The organism is Rossellomorea aquimaris (assembly GCF_003315075.1).
Lineage (GTDB): Bacteria > Bacillota > Bacilli > Bacillales > Bacillaceae_B > Rossellomorea > Rossellomorea aquimaris_C.
The window spans coordinates 20,552-42,909 of the sequence record NZ_QNRJ01000022.1 but is presented as its reverse complement, the minus strand read 5'-3'; the positions used below and the strand labels follow the sequence as shown (position 1 = coordinate 42,909).

General features: G+C 42.2%; 20 protein-coding genes and 2 tRNA genes. 2 read left to right on the top strand and 20 right to left on the bottom strand.

Going from position 1 to position 22,358, the window contains the following annotated elements; genetic code table 11:
- Window positions 1-79 precede the first annotated feature (79 nt).
- From hpt to spoIIE, 5 genes are all read right to left on the bottom strand, one after another.
- Window positions 80-628, bottom strand: a complete 549-nt coding sequence (gene hpt / locus DET59_RS18395; RefSeq protein WP_113971053.1) for a hypoxanthine phosphoribosyltransferase — start codon at window positions 626-628, stop codon at window positions 80-82.
- 3 nt (window positions 629-631) lie between these two features.
- Complete coding sequence (tilS, locus tag DET59_RS18390) at window positions 632-2,038, bottom strand: tRNA lysidine(34) synthetase TilS (RefSeq protein ID WP_181778232.1); 1,407 nt, start codon at window positions 2,036-2,038, stop codon at window positions 632-634.
- Window positions 2,039-2,106: 68 nt separating this feature from the next.
- Window positions 2,107-3,111, bottom strand: a complete 1,005-nt coding sequence (locus DET59_RS18385) for a protein kinase domain-containing protein (RefSeq protein WP_113971069.1) — start codon at window positions 3,109-3,111, stop codon at window positions 2,107-2,109.
- On the bottom strand, window positions 3,080-3,820 hold the full coding sequence (locus tag DET59_RS18380; RefSeq protein WP_044340612.1) for a VWA domain-containing protein: 741 nt from the start codon (window positions 3,818-3,820) through the stop codon (window positions 3,080-3,082). Before DET59_RS18380 ends, DET59_RS18385 begins: the two co-directional genes overlap by 32 nt.
- Before the next feature lie 96 nt (window positions 3,821-3,916).
- Window positions 3,917-6,409, bottom strand: a complete 2,493-nt coding sequence (spoIIE, locus tag DET59_RS18375; protein WP_113971051.1) for a stage II sporulation protein E — start codon at window positions 6,407-6,409, stop codon at window positions 3,917-3,919.
- 287 nt (window positions 6,410-6,696) lie between these two features.
- Between spoIIE and DET59_RS18370 the strand changes: the two genes are divergently transcribed.
- Window positions 6,697-6,773, top strand: a tRNA-Met gene (locus DET59_RS18370).
- 8 nt (window positions 6,774-6,781) lie between these two features.
- Window positions 6,782-6,853, top strand: a tRNA-Glu gene (locus DET59_RS18365).
- A 68-nt stretch (window positions 6,854-6,921) separates the two neighbouring features.
- Here the strand turns inward: DET59_RS18365 and DET59_RS21790 are convergent.
- The 15 genes from DET59_RS21790 to glmU all read right to left on the bottom strand — a co-directional run bounded on the left by DET59_RS21790 (window position 6,922) and on the right by glmU (window position 21,915).
- Complete coding sequence (locus DET59_RS21790; RefSeq protein ID WP_181778231.1) at window positions 6,922-7,074, bottom strand: hypothetical protein; 153 nt, start codon at window positions 7,072-7,074, stop codon at window positions 6,922-6,924.
- Window positions 7,075-7,139: 65 nt separating this feature from the next.
- Window positions 7,140-7,568 carry a S1 domain-containing RNA-binding protein gene (locus DET59_RS18360; RefSeq protein ID WP_113971050.1) on the bottom strand — a complete coding sequence of 143 codons (429 nt, stop codon included), beginning with the start codon at window positions 7,566-7,568 and terminating at the stop codon, window positions 7,140-7,142.
- Window positions 7,569-7,642: 74 nt separating this feature from the next.
- A complete protein-coding gene (locus tag DET59_RS18355; protein WP_113971049.1) occupies window positions 7,643-8,032 on the bottom strand; it encodes an FtsB family cell division protein in 390 nt (129 codons plus the stop codon).
- A gap of 43 nt (window positions 8,033-8,075) precedes the next feature.
- Window positions 8,076-8,729 (bottom strand): spore cortex biosynthesis protein YabQ, encoded by a 654-nt coding sequence (gene yabQ / locus DET59_RS18350; protein WP_113971048.1) that lies wholly within the window; start codon window positions 8,727-8,729, stop codon window positions 8,076-8,078.
- The gene (gene yabP, locus DET59_RS18345; protein WP_044340620.1) at window positions 8,726-9,028 is read right to left on the bottom strand and encodes a sporulation protein YabP; all 303 of its coding nucleotides are present in this window, start codon (window positions 9,026-9,028) and stop codon (window positions 8,726-8,728) included. The genes yabQ and yabP overlap by 4 nt, the downstream gene beginning before the upstream one ends.
- Window positions 9,029-9,125: 97 nt before the next feature.
- The gene (locus DET59_RS18340) at window positions 9,126-9,395 is read right to left on the bottom strand and encodes an RNA-binding S4 domain-containing protein (RefSeq protein WP_113971068.1); all 270 of its coding nucleotides are present in this window, start codon (window positions 9,393-9,395) and stop codon (window positions 9,126-9,128) included.
- Window positions 9,396-9,417: 22 nt separating this feature from the next.
- Entirely contained in the window at window positions 9,418-10,878 is a 1,461-nt protein-coding gene (yabN, locus tag DET59_RS18335; protein ID WP_113971047.1) for a bifunctional methyltransferase/pyrophosphohydrolase YabN, read from the bottom strand.
- Window positions 10,879-10,891: 13 nt separating this feature from the next.
- Entirely contained in the window at window positions 10,892-12,511 is a 1,620-nt protein-coding gene (locus DET59_RS18330) for a putative polysaccharide biosynthesis protein (RefSeq protein ID WP_258549731.1), read from the bottom strand.
- 179 nt (window positions 12,512-12,690) lie between these two features.
- Window positions 12,691-13,227 carry a stage V sporulation protein T gene (spoVT, locus tag DET59_RS18325; protein ID WP_113971046.1) on the bottom strand — a complete coding sequence of 179 codons (537 nt, stop codon included), beginning with the start codon at window positions 13,225-13,227 and terminating at the stop codon, window positions 12,691-12,693.
- A gap of 312 nt (window positions 13,228-13,539) precedes the next feature.
- On the bottom strand, window positions 13,540-17,070 hold the full coding sequence (gene mfd / locus DET59_RS18320) for a transcription-repair coupling factor (RefSeq protein ID WP_113971045.1): 3,531 nt from the start codon (window positions 17,068-17,070) through the stop codon (window positions 13,540-13,542).
- A gap of 81 nt (window positions 17,071-17,151) precedes the next feature.
- Entirely contained in the window at window positions 17,152-17,382 is a 231-nt protein-coding gene (locus tag DET59_RS18315) for an anti-sigma-F factor Fin (protein WP_113971044.1), read from the bottom strand.
- Between the two features lie 129 nt (window positions 17,383-17,511).
- Window positions 17,512-18,069: an aminoacyl-tRNA hydrolase gene (gene pth, locus DET59_RS18310; protein WP_113971043.1), complete on the bottom strand. Its 558-nt coding sequence runs from the start codon at window positions 18,067-18,069 to the stop codon at window positions 17,512-17,514.
- Window positions 18,070-18,153: 84 nt separating this feature from the next.
- Entirely contained in the window at window positions 18,154-18,807 is a 654-nt protein-coding gene (locus tag DET59_RS18305; RefSeq protein WP_113971042.1) for a 50S ribosomal protein L25/general stress protein Ctc, read from the bottom strand.
- Window positions 18,808-19,568: 761 nt separating this feature from the next.
- Entirely contained in the window at window positions 19,569-20,528 is a 960-nt protein-coding gene (locus DET59_RS18300) for a ribose-phosphate diphosphokinase (RefSeq protein WP_113971041.1), read from the bottom strand.
- A gap of 13 nt (window positions 20,529-20,541) precedes the next feature.
- Window positions 20,542-21,915, bottom strand: coding sequence for a bifunctional UDP-N-acetylglucosamine diphosphorylase/glucosamine-1-phosphate N-acetyltransferase GlmU (gene glmU, locus DET59_RS18295; RefSeq protein ID WP_113971040.1), 1,374 nt, complete (start codon window positions 21,913-21,915; stop codon window positions 20,542-20,544).
- Window positions 21,916-22,358: the final 443 nt, after the last annotated feature.

The window sequence follows — 22,358 nt, the reverse complement described above, 5'->3', positions numbered from 1 at the left end:
CAAACTAAGTAAAATAGTATCATAGAAAATCATGGCATTACAACAAATTGCACTTACAAGATTCCTCTTTAGATTATACTTATTCTCCTGTTGTATACACTCTTGGTTTTAAAACTCCGATATATGGCAGATTACGGTATCTTTCAGCATAATCCAGACCATATCCGACGACGAACTCGTCAGGAACAATGAAGCCCACGTAGTCCGCTTTGATATCAGCTTTACGTCCAGTCGGCTTGTCAAGCAGAGTGACAATGCTGATGGTTTTCGCTTTACGATAACGGAACAGCTCGACCAGGTAGCTTAATGTCAGACCACTGTCGATGATATCTTCAATGATCAGGATATCCCGACCTTCCACTTTCGTATCTAAATCTTTCACAATCTTTACTTCTCCTGAAGAGACAGTAGAGTTCCCGTAGCTGGATACATCCATGAAATCCATTTCCATATGCGTATCCATACGTTTACAAAGGTCAGCCATGAATGGCATTGCACCTTTTAAAACTCCAATTGCCAAAGGAAAACGATCTTGATATTCCTCTGTTAATTGTGCACCTAATGCTTTAATCTTTTCTTGAAGTTCTTCTTCTGAAATTAACACTTTTTCAATATCTTGGTTTAACAATGTTCAACTGCCTCCTAGAAGATGATTGCTCTTAAATTGTAGTACCAAACTATTTTCTTGCTCTTCTCCCAAATCGTAAGTAGACTTTTTCATTCCCGGAACCCAAAGTACGTGGTTATTTGCGTCCACTACAATCGGCCACTCGTCACGGAGGTGAACAGGAACTTTTTCGTCAATAAAGAGTGTCTTCAGCTTCTTTGAGCCTTCCAACCCCTTCACTTTCATTCGATCTCCGTTCTTTCTCGTACGCACATATAAAGGCAGGGTAACCTTGTCCGGGTCAATGTAGATCATATCACCGGTACGATCCTCTGCTAACGAGGAAGAAAAATAAAGAAGGAACTGATATCCACCTTGAAGTTCAAGCGTTTCATTAACCTGTATCTCGTGACAATAAGGAGCTTCGGTTAACGCCAGTTCTCCAAAATGAAAATAACATGTATGATACGCCCTTGTTACTTTAAGCCCTTTTGGTAAATCCAAGCTGGCATTAGGCGTTTTTCCTTTTAATATACCCAATACATCGTAAATATGTATAGACGATAAGGAAGATGGTCTAAGTTTGTAAAGATAGTTTAATATTAGATTAATCCCTCTTCTTTGTAAAGGCTGAGGCATTGCAAGAAAACCATCGATATGTAAAGATGAGTAATCCCCAGTGTCATTCCATACCTTATTCAACTTATCCCTTGTTAATTCCTCTAAATAAGCCTCATCTTCTGCCAATTCTTCACTAAATCGTTGAAATTGGAGATGAACATGAGGATTCTCTTTTTTCAAAAAAGGAAGAACCTTTTTTCTGAACCGGTTCCTGGTATAATCTTCCTTCAGGTTGCTGGGGTCCCTCCTCGGGTTTAGATCGTGCCTTTCACAATACGCCTCTATTTCCTCTTTTGTAACAGGGAGAAATGGCCGTATGATCAAACCTGCAGCAATGGATCGTTTCAAGGGAATCCCGGCTCTGCCAGCCCCGGCTGCCCCTCTTGTCAACTTCATCAGGATGGTCTCTACTTGATCATCCCCATGATGGCCAAGAGCTAATGTCGCAGCAGATGCCTCTTCCATGGCCTCCATTAAAAATTCATAACGAATTTGACGGGCAGTTTCTTGCAAACTTCCATTCGTCCGCTCGATCTCCATTGATACATCCACTCTGTCACCGTAAAAAGGGATGTTTCGCTTATTGCAGTATTCTTTGACGAACAAAAGTTCCTGATAGGATTCGTCTCCTCTGAACATATGATCAAGATGAGCCGCCATGACTTCTACTTCCCACTCAGCTTTGTTCGAATCAAGAAAATGGAGCAGCGCTAAGGAATCAGGGCCACCCGACACTGCCACCATAATACGATCTCCTTTATTAATCAACCTATGGTCTTGAATAAACTTTTTAATCGTTTGCTCTAACATAACGCTTCCTCTTCCTGAAACCATTTCCCCCATTGTATCAATACCTGCTGAATTCTTACACTCTTACGCTACATCAATTCTCCATAGATATACAAAACATATAATAACGAAACAATCATCACCACGAGCACAGTCTCCAAAAAGTGACTGGATTTTTTATTTCGTTGATTTTGATATCTGCTATGCGTAGCGGATGAACTTGTATGAGCGCTTGTTGAAACAGGTTTACTGACTTTAGGCTTCGATTTGGGCTGCTGTGCTGGCTGAGAGTGAGAAAGTCCATTCAGGAGGCTGACCCTCATATCACTGGCAGAGTGAAATTTCCCATCCAGGGCATCAAGGATCGATCCTTCAAACTTCTTCAATTGGTCTTTGGAACCGATGGCCTGCTTTAATTGTTGCATATTCCCGTTTCCTGCCTTAGTGAAACGCCCTGGATAGGCTAAATTAATGAGGATCATCCCCACAGAGAAAAGATCATAAGAAGGTTCGGCTCTTCGCGAACCCCCCACCCAGTATCCTCTATCAAAAAACTCCGTAAACTCTTTAATTGCCCGCCCATTGATAGTCGTTCCCCCAACATCAATACAGCGAATTCGGTAAGGAGGTCCAGTGACGATCAAGTTTTCAGGTTTTAAATCCCCAAAGACCCATCCTTCCTTATGAATTCGCTCCAGGTCTGTCAGGAGCTGAGCAATGAGTACACCTGTCCACGAAAATCCTTTCGATTGAACAAATGACAGCAAGTCAGTACCTTGAATATATTCCATCACGTAAAAATGTATTTTCTGTCCACGATACTCCCAATCATCCACATCAAGAAGCTTTGGCCCAAGGGGAGCACCTTGGACCTTGGAGAAAGATTTTAATACATTCACTTCCGAGGTAATGGATACATTGCTATCACTCATCTTTAACGCCTGGTATCCAGACGAACCTTGTACCAGGTAGACGATCCCATTCGCACCATACCCTAATTCTTTTACAATGGTGTAGATCTGCTTATACCATTTCCCTCTTATAACTGTTCCGGGTGGGAAATTAAATGGTTTCTTCGAAGTATTGTTCATCATCGCCACGAGAGAGCAATCCCCTTAATGAACGTTTTTTCTTAAAGTGGGTGATAGCTTCTGAGATCGCTGGACCTGTTGGAGTAATTCCACCTGGAGACAATTTAGAGAATATACTCGTCAATGTTTCGAGTTTTGGTGTCCAATCCAGCAATTTTTCGACATCTTGTCGTTTCCCGGGAAATACAAAGACGGAAAATTTATTATCACCCATTCTGGCATTCAGGCTCAATGACAGGTCTAATAAGGCTTCCTTAACCGTAGGAAGCTTATGCTTCATGCTCGCAGACGTATCGACAAGAATCAACACTTCCATGTCAACGGATTCTCCCAGTTCATCGACAACCTCCATGACCTCCCCGCGTTGTTCGGGAGGAAGTTCCTCCATGGATGCGGATTTCCCTAGAATTTGCTTCAGTTCTTTATTTACAACCCCCTGCAAGGTTTGTGTCATCGCTTTGCGCGTGACCATTTGTACGGTTTGAGAAAGCTGTTGTGCATATACAATCTGACTTACTCCACCCCCCGATAGAGCAATCCCTTCAATTTCCTGCATTCCATTATCGTCTATCACATCATTATCCATGACCCCAATGACGTTCACTGAGATTCCCTGCTCCTTCGCAAGAGCCGCCATCGCAATCGGGTCTTCACCTTGATTTGAGCAACCATCTGTAATTAATAGAATTTGACGAAGTGTACCTGGCTTCATCAGACTCCCCTCCTCATTCTAAAGTTGTTACCATCTTCGCCGAATAAGGAGGGATTTATACTCTAGTTAACTATTTTTACAGGGTAAATATACGTCCTAGGAAATTCTCTTTTTATCCTTTGGTTTCGGTTTTTGCACAGGGATAGAGGACCATTTCGGTATATTATGTTTGATTTTTGAAACCACAATGGTCATATCATCTTCTATTAAGCCGGAGCTCGACCTGATCACTTCCTCCATTAGAATATCGGCCACTTCTTGTGGTTCCTCCGTTTCCAGCTCCTTGATTTTCCTCTTCATCCAGAGATCATAATTTTCCACATGTTTCGGGCCTTCAAAGGCACCATCACTCATCATGATGAGAAGATCTCCTGCTTTTAACTGCTCAGACACGACATCCACATCGAAATCCTGCTGAAGCATCCCCATGGGTAAATTGCTTGCCTCTACCTTGATGATTTTATCCCCCCGCTTAATGAAGCTCGGGGTTGAACCAATTTTCAAGAACCTAGATGACGCATTCTGCAGATCGATCATGGCTAAATCCAATGTGGAGAAAATTTCATCATTCGTTCTGAGAGATAGAATCGAGTTGATGGATTTGATCGCTACCTGTTCTTCAATCCCGGATTCGAGTATTTTTTTCAAAAGCCTCAGCGTTTCATTGCTTTCATAGTGAGCCCGTTCTCCGTTCCCCATCCCGTCACTAATCGCAACAGCATATTTTCCCCTTCCTAATTCAATCATCGAGTAGCTGTCTCCGGATACCAGTCCTCCCCCTTTCGCTGCATGAGAAGCCCCGGTATCCACTATAAATTTCTTGGCAGATTGGAAAGTCACGTGACATTGACCGTTCGGGAATTGAGCGCACTCCTCCTTTTGAACAATGATATTTTCACCTAATATATCCGATAGCATCGGGGCAATCAGCTTTTCACCCTGTCCATGTCCCCCGCAATAAGGCATGGTCATGTCTATATCGACATTTCCTTGTTCCAGGTTATAGATTTCAATGTTTTCAATCTCGATTCCAAACTCTCCGATACTCGATAAGATTTGTTCTTCCTGAATATGATGATTCTCCCTTTCTCTTTGAATTTCTTTCGCGAAGTTCCCCATCACCTCTGATACTCCAAGTAATTGGTCGGCGACCAGCTTCCTGCTTTCCTGGACCTGCTTCTTTAATTTCAGGTTCGCTTGATAGAAGGTCAGCTCCTGATATATGGTTTCTTTCAGTTTTTTCTCTCTCGTACAATGCTTCTCTACTTCTCTAGCAAGTTTTGAAGACAGGGGGACACGGCCCTGATCATACTCGGTCATCACATCTTTCATGAGATTATAGGTTTTATCAAAATTCCGGGACCAGCACTGATCTTTCTTAAAACAGGTTTGACACGTTTTCTCTGTCACATTGCTTAAGAAATAATCGAACTCCTTATCTTCCTCCTCTTCAAATCGGTCTTCTATTTGTTGAAAACTATTGGACAAAGCTTGAAACACCGAGGAAAACTGCGTGACCCTATTAGCGGTCACATCTCTCACCCTTCGCATGTATCCCTGTTGTTCCTGCTGATATTCTGCTGTTCCCGGAATATGCTTGGCAATTTTAGACGTTAAACTTTGAGGGGTTAAAAATAAGAGTAAAATCGCTACCCCAGATTCATATAAGGTTTTCGTTATGACCGTATCTGTCTCTCCGTACATTCCCATTAATAAAGTAGCGATTAACAAACCGATTGCTGCTCCGAATTTCTTTCCTTCTTTCATAAGTCCGCCCAGAAGCCCCGAGAAAGCAAGCAAGCTCATTTGATAAAAGCTGGATACGTTGGCTAAACTGAAAACAAGCCCAGTGACAACCCCCACTGTGGAGCCCACTGTAGCCCCTGCTATAAAGGAAAACAGCAGCACTAAGTATCTTGATAACACATGTTCCACAGACAGATTGTATACAGACCACCCGATCGTACCTGTCATGATAGAGGCCAATAGAATGATCAGACTGACCACTTCTTCTGTTTTCAGCGATTTCCTTCTACGCTGAACGGTTACAAGGGGCACACTTTGAATGAAAATATACGTTAAGAGAAAGGCAAGACTCGCTTCTATTAACGCCATTACTCCGTTGTACACCGTCAGTGCTTGTCCTTGCTGGATAAAATCGAATGAAAGCTTCGCTACCATAACTGTGAAGAAAACATAAAAAGCGACGACTCTCAAATTATTCTTGTGATATTTCTGAGACAATCGAAACGCTAATAGGAATATTACCGCACTGACAAACGTATAACTGATACTAGGAAGCGATAAGGTGAGAGCTCCTGCAAGCAATCCGATTAGGGCAATGGGAGATTTCTCTCTTCGAATAATGTAAACAGAAGCAAAGAACGGCAGTGCAAACGGCGTTAAATGTGAAAGGATCAACGCTCTTCCCAATAAAAATCCGATAACGAATAAGGCAATCCCCTTTTCTACGAACAGCCACTCCAGTTTCGAATAAATAGACTTCATTCTTTTGGATAGTTCCACCCTAGTGTGTTCAATGTCCACGTTCTGAACAGGTTCTATGATCGACTGATCGGCTTTCCCCATGTATGAAACACTCCCCATTTCTTTTTTGTTAAGTATAAATGGTACAAGCTTAAAACTTTGTCAAAATGAGGGAATGCATACCAAGAAAGTTTCGACGACTTTCTATAGATTCCGGTAAAATATTCAGAATATTCTCTTGTCATTCATTCTTCTTTTCTATTTTTTTCGTCCTAAACGCTTATGCGAGTATGCTTGAAGGAATTTTGACAAATTCTTTACTAGATTATATTGACAGGATAATTCTTTCTATGTATCATAGATTTTGTGCCTAAAAGGTGCATAAATATGGCGGTGTAGCTCAGCTGGCTAGAGCGTACGGTTCATACCCGTGAGGTCGGGGGTTCGATCCCCTCCGCCGCTACCATATTTCATGGCCCGTTGGTCAAGCGGTTAAGACACCGCCCTTTCACGGCGGTAACACGGGTTCGAATCCCGTACGGGTCATAGTAAAAAAAAGACTATCATTTATGATAGTCTTTTTTTGTTCAGTTCTTTTCGTATGAAGAGGCACATCAAGTTTTTTCTGCAGACACGACTGCTTCAATTTGCTCCTGGTGATGTTTATCATGACCGATAAAGTCTTCAAAAAACTCTTCAAGTGTAAAGCCTTGATCTCCTACTGAGAACGAATGTTGAAGATCATCATCAGATAAAAAAACAGGCACACTCATCCTTATGAGTATGCCTGTTTTCCGTTCACAACCTGCTATATGAGTTAATAGACAGCAAGTTAACCTTTTTTCGCCCCTTTTCCACCACGACGAGACTCAGTATTTTTCTTTAAAGATGATAAACGGTCCTCACTGTCTTTCAAGAAACGTGCCATCTTTTGTTCGAAACTCTCTTTAGTACGTGTGTCGTTCTGTTTGTTATTGTTACTACGCGGGCGTTGAGGACGCTGAGGGCGCTGCGGGCGTTGTGGTTGCTCTTTCGCTTTTCGGATGGACAAACCGATCTTTCCATCTTTCTCAACATTAATAACCTTAACTGTTACTTCGTCGCCAACTTTAAGGTGCTCGTTAATGTCCTTAACATAGTTGTCTGCAACCTCACTAATGTGAACTAATCCTGTTGAACCTTCCGATAATTCCACGAACGCTCCGAAATTTGTAATACCTGTTACCTTACCCTGTAACTTGCTGCCTACTTCGATTGACATAAAAGAAATGCTCCTCCTTAAAATGATAAAAGATAAACCTTACTATATATTATAGCCAATTTAAAAAAAGAGTGTCAATAAGACACCTCTTCTTCTTTCTCTTTATCTGGTTCAGGTATGTTGAAAATAATTTCACCTTCATCTGATAAAAAGTAATCCCGGCGCGCCAGTTTGGCTATATATTCATCGTCGTTAAGCTTCACAATCTCTTCTTCCAACGCGGTTTGCTTATCTTTTAGATGTTCTAACTTTTTTTCTAATTGTGCTTTTTCAGTACGTTTATCTTCTAAAACCTGGGCTCTGGAAATGAGAGTCGAAATTAAAAATCCACTAATTGCCAATACTAAAATTAAAAATACTGCTAATCGACGGACCAAACGCTTTTTTCTCTTAGAAGACGAATGATGCATATGCTCCTGATGACGAACATATTCATTTTCCATTGGTGTCACGTTTTTTCTCATTCCCAAACCTCCTTTACAATATGGAGTGGCAAAGCCTTAAGCCCTATTCTTTGTCTTTAGGTTTCTTTTTGAACTTTTCTACCACTCTATATACTTTTTTGATATATGCTTTAAAAATTCCTGCCACTTTATTATATAACTTCTCGACTCTTTTTGTAAGATTTTTCGGCAATAAATTCCAAATACCCTTCAATATCCACCATATTGGAGCCGTTACGAGCTTAATCGCCCATTGTAAAACCCTCCAAATCACCTTTAACAGGAATATTATGACGGATAAGAGCCCTTTTACTATAGATAAAACCATGGTAATGAGAAGCACAATGATCCATTTTATCGGTGAATATATTAATTTTTTTACCATTTTCACGCCAAAATTATAAAGGGAGATAAAAAATAAGATCACCCGTTCCAAAAAGGCGAGATAAAACTGCTTGATGAGGGCCTGATAACCAGCGAATCCACACAGCAAAGCAATGAAAATATAAAAACGGATTTCACCAAAATTGACGACAAATAAAATATAAAAAATCGACAGGGCTTGTAATACCCAAAACATAATATCGTTTATGAATACAAGCCACCGTTTTCTTTCAGACCGGTTTAAGAACCGATTGTACGTGTCTAATGTCGCACCAAATAAAGCTCCCATTCCGATCATGGAGAGCATGGTGTAGAACTGGGTTGAGAGTGTCATCGAAACAGCTTGCTAAAGAAGCCTTTAGCCTTCTCCCCATTTTGTTCATCCAGGTAAACGAGATCAAACACCTTTCCTTTAATGGAGACGATGCCTTTGTCCACGTCCAGATTTTTCATTTGTAGATTTTGACCTCTGACAGACAAAAACCCCATTACGGTTTCGAGTAGAAACTCTTCATTATCGAAGCTTTCCACCTGTTTGACACCCGTGATATCAAGAAGCTTGCGGCCCCTCATCATGACGTCATGTTCTTGAAAAGTCGTTTTATCTTTGTTTCCATCATAATATTGATTCATATCCATCCCTCACATTCCCATAGTACAAGCTTTGTAACTATGTTTATGATTTCAGGAGAAAAATAGAACCAAAATAGAGCCTCTTACTATGTAATCCTTATTCCGTTTCTTCTCGGACTCTTTCTTCTGAAAGGACGGAATATAGTCCACTCGCTTCTTCTTTTTTGGTTGTTTCAAGAAGCCTTTCTATCTTTACCCTCATAATCTTTTGACCAAACCTCACGCTTAATTCGTCTCCAACCTTCACGTTAGAGCTCGCTTTTGCTTGGAGCCCATTCACTGTTATACGGCCCTGGTCGGCAATTTCTTTAGCCATCGTTCTTCTTTTAATCAGCCTTGATACCTTTAAAAATTTATCTAATCTCATGGATACCATTATTCATTTCCCCTTATTCGATATTCATCTTTTTGGCTTCGTTCCAAAATTGGTCTAATTCTTCTAGAGTGAAATCCTCAAAGCTCTTCCCCGTTTTCAAAACCTGTTCCTCCACATAAGAGAAGCGGCGATAAAATTTAGTATTGGTCATAGACAGGGCTTCCTCTGGAAAGATCTTATAGAATCTGGCCACATTGATCAGCGCGAATAAAATATCTCCAAATTCTTTTTTAATATCTTTTTCACTATTATTCTCGACCTCGTTTTCAAATTCCTTTAATTCTTCCCATACTTTTTCCCAGGCACCTTTTGGGTCTGGCCAATCAAACCCTACTTTTGCGGCTTTTTTCTGGTATTCGTATGCCTTCATGAGAGCCGGCATCCCTTTGGCAACGTTCTTAAGCATCGGTTCATGTTCATCCGACTTTTCCTGCTTCTTGATTTCATCCCAGTTCGCTTTCACTTGTTCCGTATTTTCTACTTGAACCGAACCGAATACATGAGGGTGTCTCCGGACCATTTTGGAAGCAAGGCTTTCAATCACTTCCTCCATGGTGAACATTCCTTCATCCTCACCTATTTGGGCATGAAGCATGACCTGGAGCAGGACATCCCCCAGCTCTTCAATCATATGATCAATATCATCTTCCTCGATGGCTTCCAGTAACTCGTACGTTTCTTCGAGTAAGTATTTCTTGAGGGAATGATGCGTTTGCTCTTTATCCCAAGGACACCCATTCGGACCCCTTAGTGTCGAGATGATCTCTCTTAATGTTGCATATTGTTTATACGTGGATTCCCTTTCTTTCACAGCCGGAACGTACAGGCTTGTTAAATTACTGAGGTGGGCCACACGATCAAGTTCAACCAGCGGGATTTTATCCACCTTCTCTTCCTTGCTGCCAGCCGCTGTGACAAGCATGACTTCATAATCATATGGATAGAGCTCCATCAGGGTAATCTTCACCTCAGAAGCGATAAAGGCATCATACACCTGTCCGATGATGAGCTGTTGATTCATATGAATATCGTGAAGCTTTAAATTCGTACCGTCCAATAGCTGAAAGCCATCGATCGGATCCGCTCCGACAGAAGCGAAAAGAGCATCAATGAAGCTTTGCCCCCCGCCGATGGACACTTGTATCTTTCCTTCTTTCTGAAGGTCCAGAAGCATTTGAACAGCCTTTTCAGCCACTAATGGATGACCTGGAACCGCATAGACGATTGAATGCTTTTCAGATTTCGAAACCAGCTCACGTACAATTTCTTCATACACGTGGTCGAACTGTTCATGCTTTTCATATACAGCATCGAAGGATTGAAACTCGACTCCTTCAGCTGTTAAATCCTTTACGACTGGATGCTCCTTCGTACGTAAGTATAGATGTGAGCTATTCTTTAGTAATCGGTACACTCCTAATGGGAGCTGTTCGATGTCCCCTGCACCTAAACCTACAATTGTTATTGTATGCATATTGATCTCCTCGCTACTTTTTATACTTTGGTTGCATCATATTCATCAGTCTTACCCATTTACTACCAAACGGCAAGAAACCCATTTCTTCTCTCGAAAGGACATTTCCTCGTAAAAAAACAATCAGAAAGATGATGGCACCGAGGCATGCCCCTCCTAAAGAAAAAAGGACAGAAAGCTCTCGTTCAGGCATTCCATTATCTAAAAGTGTATCATAAATCTGCAGGAATACCTGTAACACGATCGTCATGGCTGCGCCGCTCAGCAATAAGGTTTTATAGAAAGAAAAGGGGAAAAACCGAATAGGGAATAATCTCCTTAGCTGTAAGATCATCATACCGGTAATGACGGTTAAAGACACGACGGTCGCCACGGATGCTCCCATAATACCCATGACTGGAATGAGATAGGCATTGCCGAAATATTTTAAAAGAATGCCTATCAAAATACATATTGCCGGATAATAAATCTTCCCGATTCCTTGGAAAATGCCTGCAAACGTAAGAATAAGACAGCTGAAGAAAATGGAAAGACAGAAAACGGCAATCACCTTTGAGCCCAATGCATTTTCGAATAACATCGTATTGGTAGGAACCATGATGTTGATGATTCCCAGTGTAGCTGCAAATCCGATGGTAATACTGATTTTAAGGGATAACTGACTGTACTCCCTGATCAAATTTTCTTTCTTTTTCAAGTAGGCACTTGTCACCAATGGTACGATGGTGAGGGAAATGGAGGTGGCCACTACTGTCCCGAGCTGGACAAAGGGCTGACCCCTGTCATAAATTCCTTTCCACGTTTTCCCTGACTCCGTATCCATACCTGATGAGGTCAGGAGAGAATATACATTCAAGGAATCCACAAACTGAAGAAGGACCAGCAGCATGGCACTCACACAAATGGCTGTTCCGTTCATTAATAACCGTGACCAAATGTGTACATACTCAGGGGACAACCTCAGGGACTTGCGTGAAAACAGCCTTTCCCTACGTGCAGTCACTATGAAAAGTAAAACCAACAAGCCTCCCAGTCCACCGGTTATCGAACCGAATAGCGCTCCGTTCCCCGCCATATACAGGGAATATCCTTGAGAAACCAAAATGGTTGAAAATACAAGGATCGTCGCCACTCTTATCGTTTGCTCTGTCACCTGTGAAACAGCGGTGGGCACCATATCTTCCTTTCCTTGATAGTAACCTCTCAGAACGGAAAGGGGAGCTAACAACAGGAAGGATAAAGAAATGACTTGAATCAACGGTTTCAGGAGTGGATCTCCCATCCAGCGCGCAATCACCCCTGCTCCAAAGTACACGATTAGAAACCAGCTTAATCCTACGATACATAGAAACAGGAAGGAGGTGACGGCTACTTTCTTCGCTCCTTCTTCATCTTCATTTTCTAATTTCTCGGCAACTAACTTCGAGATGATCACAGGGAATCCATAGGTGGATAATGCAATGGCAATTCCGTAAAAAGGATACACCTGCTGATAGATATAAAAACCAATATCCCCAACAATATTTTGAAACGGCACCCGATATACTGCACTTAATATCTTCGTCACTAGTGCGGCAACCGTCAATACCATTGCCCCTTTCAAAAATTGGTTGGAAGAGTACTTCTTACTCAACCAGTTTCCCTGCCTTTCTGTACCACTTTTTTCAATGCTCTTTAAGTCTGACCAGGCAGAGAAAAAATTCGTTTATGTACTGGTCATTTTACCATAAATAGCTGCCTGTTTTCGTTGCACAGCTTCGTTAATCTGTCCAAAAACAAAAAAGAAGAGCGGCTAAGTGCCGCTCCTTTAAATTATGACTCCATTTGTCTTGCTAAAAAGCCAGCTGCCGTTTCTACTGCCTTTTGTTCCACTTCGCCTACTGTACGTTCCTTCGAGAAGATCGCAACGGCACCAATCGGGTCACCATTTGCGACTATCGGGGCTATCGTATAGGAAGCCAGATCTTCACCGTGTCCATCGACAAGCTCAGCTTGTCCTTGTTGAGTGTGTAATAGAGACGTACGGTCATCCATAACTTTCTCAACCAGTTCACTGATGTTCTTATTTAAATATTCTTTCTTTGAAGCGCCGGAGATGGCGATTACAGCATCTCGGTCACAAATTAACACAGCGCTTCCCAGGCTGTCGTATAATGCTTCGCCGTATTCCTTAGCAAAGTCACCAAGTTCACTTATTGGGGAGTATTTCTTTAAGATGACTTCTCCGTCACGATCGACGAAGATTTCCAGGGGATCTCCCTCGCGAATCCTTAATGTTCTACGAATTTCTTTCGGAATGACGACACGCCCTAAATCATCAATACGACGAACAATACCAGTTGCTTTCATCTATAGTTGCCTCACTTTCATCAGATGATTTTTATTTGGCAATGTACCAACTTGTTATTGAATACTTTACCATTGTTGAGTTTAGTATCTTACAACTTAGAAGTTCTATACACATTCAGTTATTTTTTCTGTAATTTCACTAAAATTCTAATGCAGGTATCTTTTTCCATTGTTGGCAGCTGCATAAATACTAATACCCTTATCATAGTAGAGTGAAACAATCAGCGCGTTTACATTTTGGTTACATTATTATAACGAAGGTAAGAATTTCCGTATTTTCATCTGATGAATGTGACGAATTTCTTATCAATATTACGCGTTTTCTTCTACTTTTAACGCTTCGTCTAAGTGCTTGATGATGTCATAGGCTATATTAAACCACTTGGATGCTTCTAAGCGTGAGGTATTGATGGATATTTTTAGCTTTGAGCCTTCCATTCCAAGGCCGACAGCCCGGCCGTGTTTGTTGCATAGGTTAAAGACCTTGGATCCATCGATCTGTGCCGTTCCTTCCGGTGACATGAAGATGTTCACTGATTTTTTATCCTGCTTGATGGATTCAAGCTTTGTATTTTTGGCGTATATTTTCATTTCAGAGATTAAGAATAGATAGCCGACTTCCTCTGGATAATCCCCAAAACGGTCAAGGATCTCTTCTTCCAGCTCTTCGATTTCAGGAAGCGAAGAGAGGGAGCGGAATCGTTTATACATTTCGATCTTTTGATGTCCATCTTTAATATAATCATCCGGAATATAGGCATCGATTTCGATATCCACTTCAAAGCTCGACTCCGGCTGCTTCGGCAGATCTCCTTTTCGCTCTTCGATGGCTTCTTTCAGCATTTGAGAGTACAAGTCAAATCCGACAGAGTCAATAAAGCCGTGCTGCTGTGCTCCCAGAAGATTCCCCGCTCCACGGATCGTCAGGTCACGCATGGCAATCTTGAATCCTGAACCGAGCTCAGTAAATTCTTTTATCGCTTGCAATCGTTTTTCGGCAACTTCCGTCAGCACCTTATCTTTACGGTAGGTGAAATAGGCATAGGCCACCCTGTTTGAACGCCCTACCCTTCCTCTTAATTGATAGAGCTGAGATAGGCCCATCCGATCGGCATCAAAGACAATCAATGTGTTCACATTCGGGATATCCACACCTGTTTCAATGATCGTGGTAGTGACCAGTACATCATACTCACCAGCAAGGAAGCTTAAGATTACGGCTTCCAGCTCGTTTTCACTCATTTGGCCGTGTGCGTAGGCTATTCTCGCATCTGGCACAAGCATGGAAATTTCATCCGCTTTTCTTTCAATATCCTCCACTCGGTTATAAAGGAAATACACCTGACCGTTCCTGGCCATTTCTCTTTCAATCGCCTCTTTGATCAGAGCACCGTTGTATTCCATTACATATGTCTGAACCGGGAATCGATTCTCCGGCGGTGTTTCAATGACAGATAGATCCCGTACACCAAGCATCGACATATGAAGAGTTCGTGGAATTGGAGTAGCCGTTAAGGTCAACACATCAATATTCGTTTTTAATTGTTTGATTTTTTCTTTGTGAGTGACTCCAAATCGCTGTTCTTCATCGATGATCAGTAATCCTATGTCCCTGTATTGAATGTCTTTAGATAGCAGGCGGTGAGTCCCCACTACGATATCAACGGTTCCGTTCTTAAGACCCTTCATCGTTTCCTGCTGCTGCTTTCGTGTTCTGAAACGACTTAATAATCCGATTTCAACCGGGAAGTCTTGAAAACGTTCCTTGATTGTTTCATAATGCTGCTGAGCAAGGATCGTGGTGGGTACGAGGATAGCGACCTGCTTTCCATCGGCAATGGCTTTGAAGGCTGCCCGAATGGCCACTTCTGTTTTTCCATAACCTACGTCTCCACATAATAAGCGGTCCATCGGCCGTTCTTTTTCCATATCGTGCTTAATTTCACTTACAGAACGCAGCTGGTCATCGGTTTCTTCGTATGGAAACACCATTTCAAACTCTCTTTGCATGTCACCATCGGGAGAAAATGCATAGCCTTTTGCCGCTTCCCGTTCAGCATAGAGCTTAATAAGATCATCTGCTATATCCTGAACAGAAGACTGAACCTTCGACTTGACCTTCTTCCATTCACTTCCGCCTAACTTATAAAGCTTTGGATCCTTGTTCTCTGAGGCGACATATTTTTGGACAAGTTCAATTTGATCAACCGGAACATAGAGCTTGTCATTTCCCTGGTATTTCACATGGAGATAATCTTTGTGGACCCCATTGATCTCCAATGTTTCAATCCCTAGGAATTTACCGATCCCGTGATTCACATGAACCACATGGTCCCCTACCTTCAGCTCAGAATAGCTTTTGATTCTCTCAGCATTTGAGAGCTTTTGCCTTCTGGGCTTCTTTTGGGTTTTCTTATTGAAAAGTTCCTCTTCTGTAATGACGGCCAGTTTCTGAAGGGGAAGTTCAAATCCGTTCGTCAGGCTGCCGTTGATCATTTGGATCGTGCCAGGCAGGAGCTTATCTCCATCTTCCACAAAGGCGATTTCAATTTCATAATCGTCCAATACCCTTTGAAGTTTCTTAACCCGTTCTTCATCCGGTCCCAATAAGACAACTGTGTATTTCCCTTTTTTCCAGCGGTCCAGTTCAGCCTTTAATACATTCATCTGCCCATGGAAATTCTGCATGGGCTTTGTAGAGACATTAAAGATATTCTGAGGGCTTGTATTTGGAATGTGTCGCAGGAAAAGAGAGAAATACACCTTTGGCAGCTTCGTGTTACTAATCAACTCGGAAAACGCATGGGATACCGGTACTTCATGGATGATCTGTCCTTCTTGCAACAACGAGGTATACCACTCTGCTTCCTCTTTCTCAAGGGACTCACTCATTTCCTGTACACGACTGAATTCGTCAAAGAAAATGACCCCGTCTTCAGGTAAATAATCTAGCAAACTACTAGGATGATCATACGCCAGGGATAAATACTTGAAAATTTGCTCAGGAACTTGTCCGTTTTCAAGCTGATCCACTTCATGCCCTATGTACTCTGTCATCTTTTCCTTTACAGCTGCCGCTTTCACCTTCTTTAAGCTGGAGGAAAGTCCAGCATTAATTTCGCGGATGAGCCTTTCGATGTTCCCATAATTCAATAAGACCTCTGTGGCAGGACCTATTTCCATAGAGTTACGTTTATCAACCGAACGCTGGTCTTCAACAGAGAAGATGCGAATCGAATCAATTTCAGTATCAAATAATTCAATTCGGACCGGGTTCTGCGACGTTAACGGGAATACATCAACGATTCCCCCTCTAAGGCTGAATTCACCAGGGGTGCTGACCATTCCCGTCCTCTGATAGCCCATTTGAACCAATTGACTTAACACTTCATCCAAATCGATATCTTCACCCGTTTTAAAACGGATTTGATTCATTTCCCACATGGATTTCGGAGGAAGGATCTTTCTTAATCCTGCGACAGGAACAATATATACACCCGAGTGATTGTGAGAAAGCTTATTCAACACTTCGATACGTTGGGCTCTCAGTTCAGGACTCGCCACACTTAATTCGGCTGCGATTAACTCATTAGCAGAATATAAATATACTTCATCCTCCGATAGAAACTGAATGAGATCGTCATAGACTTTCTGGGCTTGAAACAAATTATGCGTAACCACTATAGTGGATTTATTCGTTTGTAAATATACATCCGCTATATAAGCTGTTCGGGATGAGCCAGACAATCCTGAGACAAGTTGTTCTGATAATTGTTCCTCCACTCCAGCGATGATGGACTGAATTTCTTCACTTTGGTGAACCTGTTTTAAAATACCTTTCAAGTGTACGCTCCTCCCCTTTGGATCTTTCTATATATCTCAACAGCAAACAGAAAAATGCTTTGGTTCTCCACCAAAGCGTTCTTACTGAATGATATGATCTAATTGATGATAGTCAGGGTATCTCTCCAGACTCTCCTGACAATTTTCACAGATGGTCTTCACCTGGATATCCCCATTGTCCTGATACTGAACCATGTGTAACCGTTCTTCATCTGACAGCGTATGAATCCCGAGCTGCTCTGAATGGACAGATACGTTTGAAAGTGTTCCAACATTTGTACCGCAATGTCGACACTGATAATGGATCGCCATACCATTTCCCTCCATACACATTGATACATCTAGTATGAACCTGATAGAGGGGAGTTATTCAACTCTCCACAGGAATGATGGAAAGTCGCCGGGATTTTTCTGCCCCTGAAAATGTAGTATATGAATTCGTTAGTTAAATTTATTCATTACTTCGAGGAAAGGTTTATCAAACCATGTTTCACATGCTTCCACACTGGCAGAGATGACTTTATCCAACTCTCCTTGATCTTCCTTACTAAACCTTCCAAGAACATAATCCGGGACACTCATACCGTTTACAGGTCGATCAATTCCTATTCTAAGGCGGTTGAAGTTCTGAGAGCCCAAATGAGCGATGGTTGATTTTATACCATTATGCCCGCCGGCACTTCCCTTTTGCCTCAACCTTATCTTTCCTACAGGTAAATCCAAATCATCATAAATGACCAGCAAATCTTCATCTTCAATATTAAAATAATCCATTAGCGGAACAATGCTTTCCCCAGACAAATTCATATAAGTAAGCGGCTTTAATAAAACGATTTTTTCCCCTTTATAATGGTGGGTCCCGTATACCCCTTTAAACTTTGACTGATTCAATGAAACCCCCAGTCGATCTGCTAAAGCATCTATAATAACAAACCCGATATTATGACGTGTTTTCTCATACTGTGATCCCGGGTTTCCTAATCCAACGATTAACTTCATGTCTAACACCTCTTCTGACCTTATACCTCTAGAATAACGTAAAAAGCGCAACCTGCAAAAGGTTACGCCAAAAAATATTGATTTTTATTCTTCCTTTGATTCACTTTCTTCACTGGCCTCTGATTCTCTTCCTTCTTCATTCTCAGGAGTACCAGCTTCCTGCTCTTCACCGCTGTCAATTTCTTCTTCTTGGCGAGGAGCCAGAATGGAAGCAATTGTACGGTCGTCCTCTTCATTAAGAGTGACACTGTATTTATCGCGGATATCACCGATCGTTACCGTTTCTCCAACTTGAAGATCTGCAACATCGACTTCAATTGATTCAGGTATATTTTTAGGTTTAGCTGTAACAGAAACCTCATGCAACGGCTGCTGTAGTACGCCACCGTCCTTCACTCCTGCTGCTTCTCCTACAAGGTCGATACGAACATCCGCATCGATTTCCTCCGACATATTCACAGCAAGGAAATCAACGTGGGTAACGGCATCCTTCAAGTGATCCTGCTGATAGTCACTTAAAATGACATTTTGTTTATTGCCATCCACATTTAAGGAAATAATACCGTTTCTTCCTACTTCACGAATCGTTTTGATAAACGTAATAGCATCTACCATAATCGATGTATTATCTGCTTTGTAGCCGTACACGACTCCAGGGATATTCCCCTCGTGTCTCAGCTTTGTTAATGAAGAGCGTTTAAAATCTTTTCTCTTATTCGCTTTTAATTCAGTTGCCATGTCTAATCCAACACCTTCCCTAATCTTTTATGTTAGTTAAAGTTCTATATATAGTAATTACCCTAATGTGATTTGAAATAAACATAGAATAATCATTTTATGACGGGAAGAGTACATATGGAAGGTTGTCAGATAGCCGTTTTAGAAGAAGGCCCTTTTCATACAGATTGTTGCTTTTTAACATAAGGTCTGCTTGAGCTCTGTCAATTAGTATGTGGTGGATGGTGAGGGGAACTGCTCCGCTTTCCGCGGACGTTCGGCCGAGCCTCCTCAGCTTCGCTTCCGGGGTCTCGGCACGACCGTACTTCCGCAGGAGTCTACGCAGTTCCCCTCACCATCTTTAAGAGATTTTTCGTGACAGAGCTTAAGGTGTGCGAGAAAAACAATGTAACTAGAAAACAGAATGCTTCTTCCTCAAAAGGAGATCTATCTTTACTCACCTGATATGAGGTTGCTTTCTAAAAGTCTTGTTTTTCTCTCATTCTAATGAGAATTTATGCCCAGAAAGTTGATTGGAGCGGAAGGATGCTCGACTCCTGCGGGAATAGCGGGAAAGTTGAGACCCCACAGGGCAAAGCCCGAGGAGGCTCAACTCACGCCCCGCGGAAAGCGAGCATCCTGTAGCGGAAATCAACTACTACATTCTTCCTTAAGATAACCACAAACTTTGTGAAAAGAGTCTAAAGGAAGAATAACAGAAGAGCCTGTCCCAAATAAAGGACAGGCTCTTCTTCATATGCACAAACTACAAATATTAATTCTTAATCAAAAAGCGTGCTGACCGATTTTTGTTCATAGACACGGATGATGGCTTCGCTGATCAGTGGAGCCACTGACAGTGACTTCACTTTACCGATCATTTTCTCTTCACCTAATGGAATAGAGTTCGTCACAACCAGCTCTTTAATATTTGAATTCTCGATTCGCTCAATCGCAGGACCAGAAAGAACAGGATGCGTACAGCACGCGAATACTTCTTTCGCACCGTTTTCTACCAACGCATTGGCAGCCAGCGTGATCGTACCTGCAGTATCAATGATATCATCGATTAAGATGGCGATTTTACCATCGATATTACCAACGATGTTCATGACCTCTGCAACGTTCGGTTTAGGACGGCGCTTATCAATGATGGCAATCGGCGCTTTCAGGCGTTCTGCAAGCTTACGGGCTCTTGTCACTCCTCCGTGGTCCGGGGATACGATGACAAGGTCTTCGTTATTGAATCCTCTTTCTTCAAAGTAATCCGCTAAGATAGGAACACCCATCAGGTGATCGATCAGGATATCAAAGAAACCTTGAATTTGAGGAGCATGCAGGTCCAGTGTGATGACGCGGGTAGCACCGGCTGTTTCCAACAGGTTTGCCACTAATTTAGCCGTGATAGGCTCACGCGCTCTCGCTTTACGGTCCTGACGGGCATAACCATAATAAGGCATTACAATGTTAATCGTTTTTGCAGATGCACGTTTCAACGCATCTACCATTATAAGAAGCTCCATCAGGTTTTCGTTTACAGGCTGACAAGTAGACTGAATGACGAATACATCACAACCACGGATACTTTCTTCGATGTTAATCTGGATTTCACCGTCACTAAAACGCTTAACAGAAGATTTCCCTAATTCAACTCCTACTTCATCCGCAATTTCCTTTGCAAGATGGTAGTTTGAATTAAGGGAGAAAATTTTTAATTTGGAATTAATATAAGAGTTTGGCATTGTGGACCTCCAATTATTTCTTATGATTTAGATTTTGAACGTAGTTTTCTTTATTTACCTGACGAGCTCTTGCAATTGAAAGAGACTCTCCTGGAACATCCTCGGTAATCGTAGAACCAGCAGCGATGTAGGCACCTTTTCCAACTTTAACAGGCGCGACCAGATTTGAATTACAGCCTACAAATACACCATCTTCAATCTTTGTCAGGTGCTTATTCTTTCCATCATAGTTCACCGTGATCGATCCACATCCAATGTTGACGTCACTTCCAACCTCTGCATCTCCAATGTAGCTTAAGTGGGATGCTTTACTCGCTTTACCGAACGAAGCCTTCTTAATTTCAACGAAGTTACCAATCTTCACTTCATCTTCAATAGTAGAAGCCGGACGAATGTGAGCAAATGGCCCAATATGAACATCCGAACCGATCGAGCTGTCATGAGTTACTGATTGCTTCACAACTGTTCGGTCACCGATCTGACAATCCTTCACCTCAGAATTTGGTCCGATCATAGCATCTTCACCGATTATAGTGTTACCAGTAAGAACCGTACCCGGAAGGATAACCGTATCTCTGCCAATCGTTACACCGGCATCAATATACGTATTGTTTGGATCCTTTATCGTTACACCATTGCGCATATGGTATTCATTGATGCGCTTTTTCATCGTGATCTCTGCTTGAGAAAGCGCGACACGGTCGTTCACACCCAATGTCTCATCAAAGTCACTTGTTTGGTACGCACCCACGATTTCACCTTCAGACTGAAGAATCTCAATTACATCCGGTAAATAATACTCGCCTTGTACGTTATCATTCGAAACCTTTTTCAGGGCATCGAATAACGCTTTATTATCAAAACAATATGTTCCGGTATTGATTTCTTTCACGCTTAGCTCTTCATCCGTTGCATCCTTATGTTCAACAATGCGTTCCACCAAGCCTTCTTGGTTACGGATGATACGTCCGTATCCATGAGGAGATTCAGTGTGACCAGTCAAGATCGTTGCTTTCGCACCTTGTCCTTCATGATGCTTCACTAACGCTTCCATCGTTTCCCCTTTAATGAGCGGTGTATCACCACATACCACTAAAGTAGTACCTTCTAAATCACCTAACACATCTTCAGACTGCATAACAGCATGAGCGGTACCTAATTGCTCAGCCTGAAGGGCAAAATCACTCTTGCCTTCTAAATGCGACTTCACAAGTTCAGCACCGTGACCGATGATTGTGACAGTCTTTTCTATATGAAGTGTAGAAATTTGGTCGACCACATGTTCCACCATCGGCTTACCACACACAGGATGAAGAACTTTGTAAAGCTTCGACTTCATTCTCGTACCTTGCCCGGCAGCTAATATAACGGCATATCGATTTGTCATTTTTGGTCCTCCAATAACCTTTTTATCCATAACGAATATATCCTAAAAACTTTATCATTTCAAGGATTCATACAAAAGTACATATATTTGTCATTAGAAAAGCGGAGGCGGCTTGCCCAGAGGCGACAAGCATAAGGCGAACCTGCCGGAAAGGCGCTCTTTGCCTTTTTGGCAGGTTTGACTTATGACCTCGAGCCTCTAGCCGCCGGAGCTGGACATCATAGAAAAGCGGAAGGGGCTCGCCCTGGGGCGACAAGCATAAGACGAGTAACCCGGAAAGGCGCCTTTTGCCTTTTTGGGTTACTTGGCTTATGACCTCGAGCCCCAAGCCCCTGGAGCTGGACAAGTAGAAAAGCGGAGGCGGCTTGCCCAGAGGCGACAAGCATAAGGCGAACCTGCCGGAAAGGCGCTCTTTGCCTTTTTGGCAGGTTTGACTTATGACC

Excerpts from the sequence above, each read along its gene's own strand:
- tilS (WP_181778232.1), bottom strand. The coding sequence starts at position 2,038 with ATGTTAGAGCAAACGATTAAAAAGTTTATTCAAGACCATAGGTTGATT.
- DET59_RS18385 (WP_113971069.1), bottom strand. The coding sequence starts at position 3,111 with ATGATGAACAATACTTCGAAGAAACCATTTAATTTCCCACCCGGAACA.
- DET59_RS18380 (WP_044340612.1), bottom strand. The coding sequence starts at position 3,820 with ATGAAGCCAGGTACACTTCGTCAAATTCTATTAATTACAGATGGTTGC.
- spoIIE (WP_113971051.1), bottom strand. The coding sequence starts at position 6,409 with ATGGGGAAAGCCGATCAGTCGATCATAGAACCTGTTCAGAACGTGGAC.
- DET59_RS18360 (WP_113971050.1), bottom strand. The coding sequence starts at position 7,568 with ATGTCAATCGAAGTAGGCAGCAAGTTACAGGGTAAGGTAACAGGTATT.
- DET59_RS18355 (WP_113971049.1), bottom strand. The coding sequence starts at position 8,032 with ATGAGAAAAAACGTGACACCAATGGAAAATGAATATGTTCGTCATCAG.
- yabQ (WP_113971048.1), bottom strand. The coding sequence starts at position 8,729 with ATGACACTCTCAACCCAGTTCTACACCATGCTCTCCATGATCGGAATG.
- yabP (WP_044340620.1), bottom strand. The coding sequence starts at position 9,028 with ATGAATCAATATTATGATGGAAACAAAGATAAAACGACTTTTCAAGAA.
- DET59_RS18340 (WP_113971068.1), bottom strand. The coding sequence starts at position 9,395 with ATGAGATTAGATAAATTTTTAAAGGTATCAAGGCTGATTAAAAGAAGA.
- yabN (WP_113971047.1), bottom strand. The coding sequence starts at position 10,878 with ATGCATACAATAACAATTGTAGGTTTAGGTGCAGGGGACATCGAACAG.
- spoVT (WP_113971046.1), bottom strand. The coding sequence starts at position 13,227 with ATGAAAGCAACTGGTATTGTTCGTCGTATTGATGATTTAGGGCGTGTC.
- DET59_RS18315 (WP_113971044.1), bottom strand. The coding sequence starts at position 17,382 with ATGGCGATCCATTATCAGTGTCGACATTGCGGTACAAATGTTGGAACA.
- pth (WP_113971043.1), bottom strand. The coding sequence starts at position 18,069 with ATGAAGTTAATCGTTGGATTAGGAAACCCGGGATCACAGTATGAGAAA.
- DET59_RS18305 (WP_113971042.1), bottom strand. The coding sequence starts at position 18,807 with ATGGCAACTGAATTAAAAGCGAATAAGAGAAAAGATTTTAAACGCTCT.
- DET59_RS18300 (WP_113971041.1), bottom strand. The coding sequence starts at position 20,528 with ATGCCAAACTCTTATATTAATTCCAAATTAAAAATTTTCTCCCTTAAT.
- glmU (WP_113971040.1), bottom strand. The coding sequence starts at position 21,915 with ATGACAAATCGATATGCCGTTATATTAGCTGCCGGGCAAGGTACGAGA.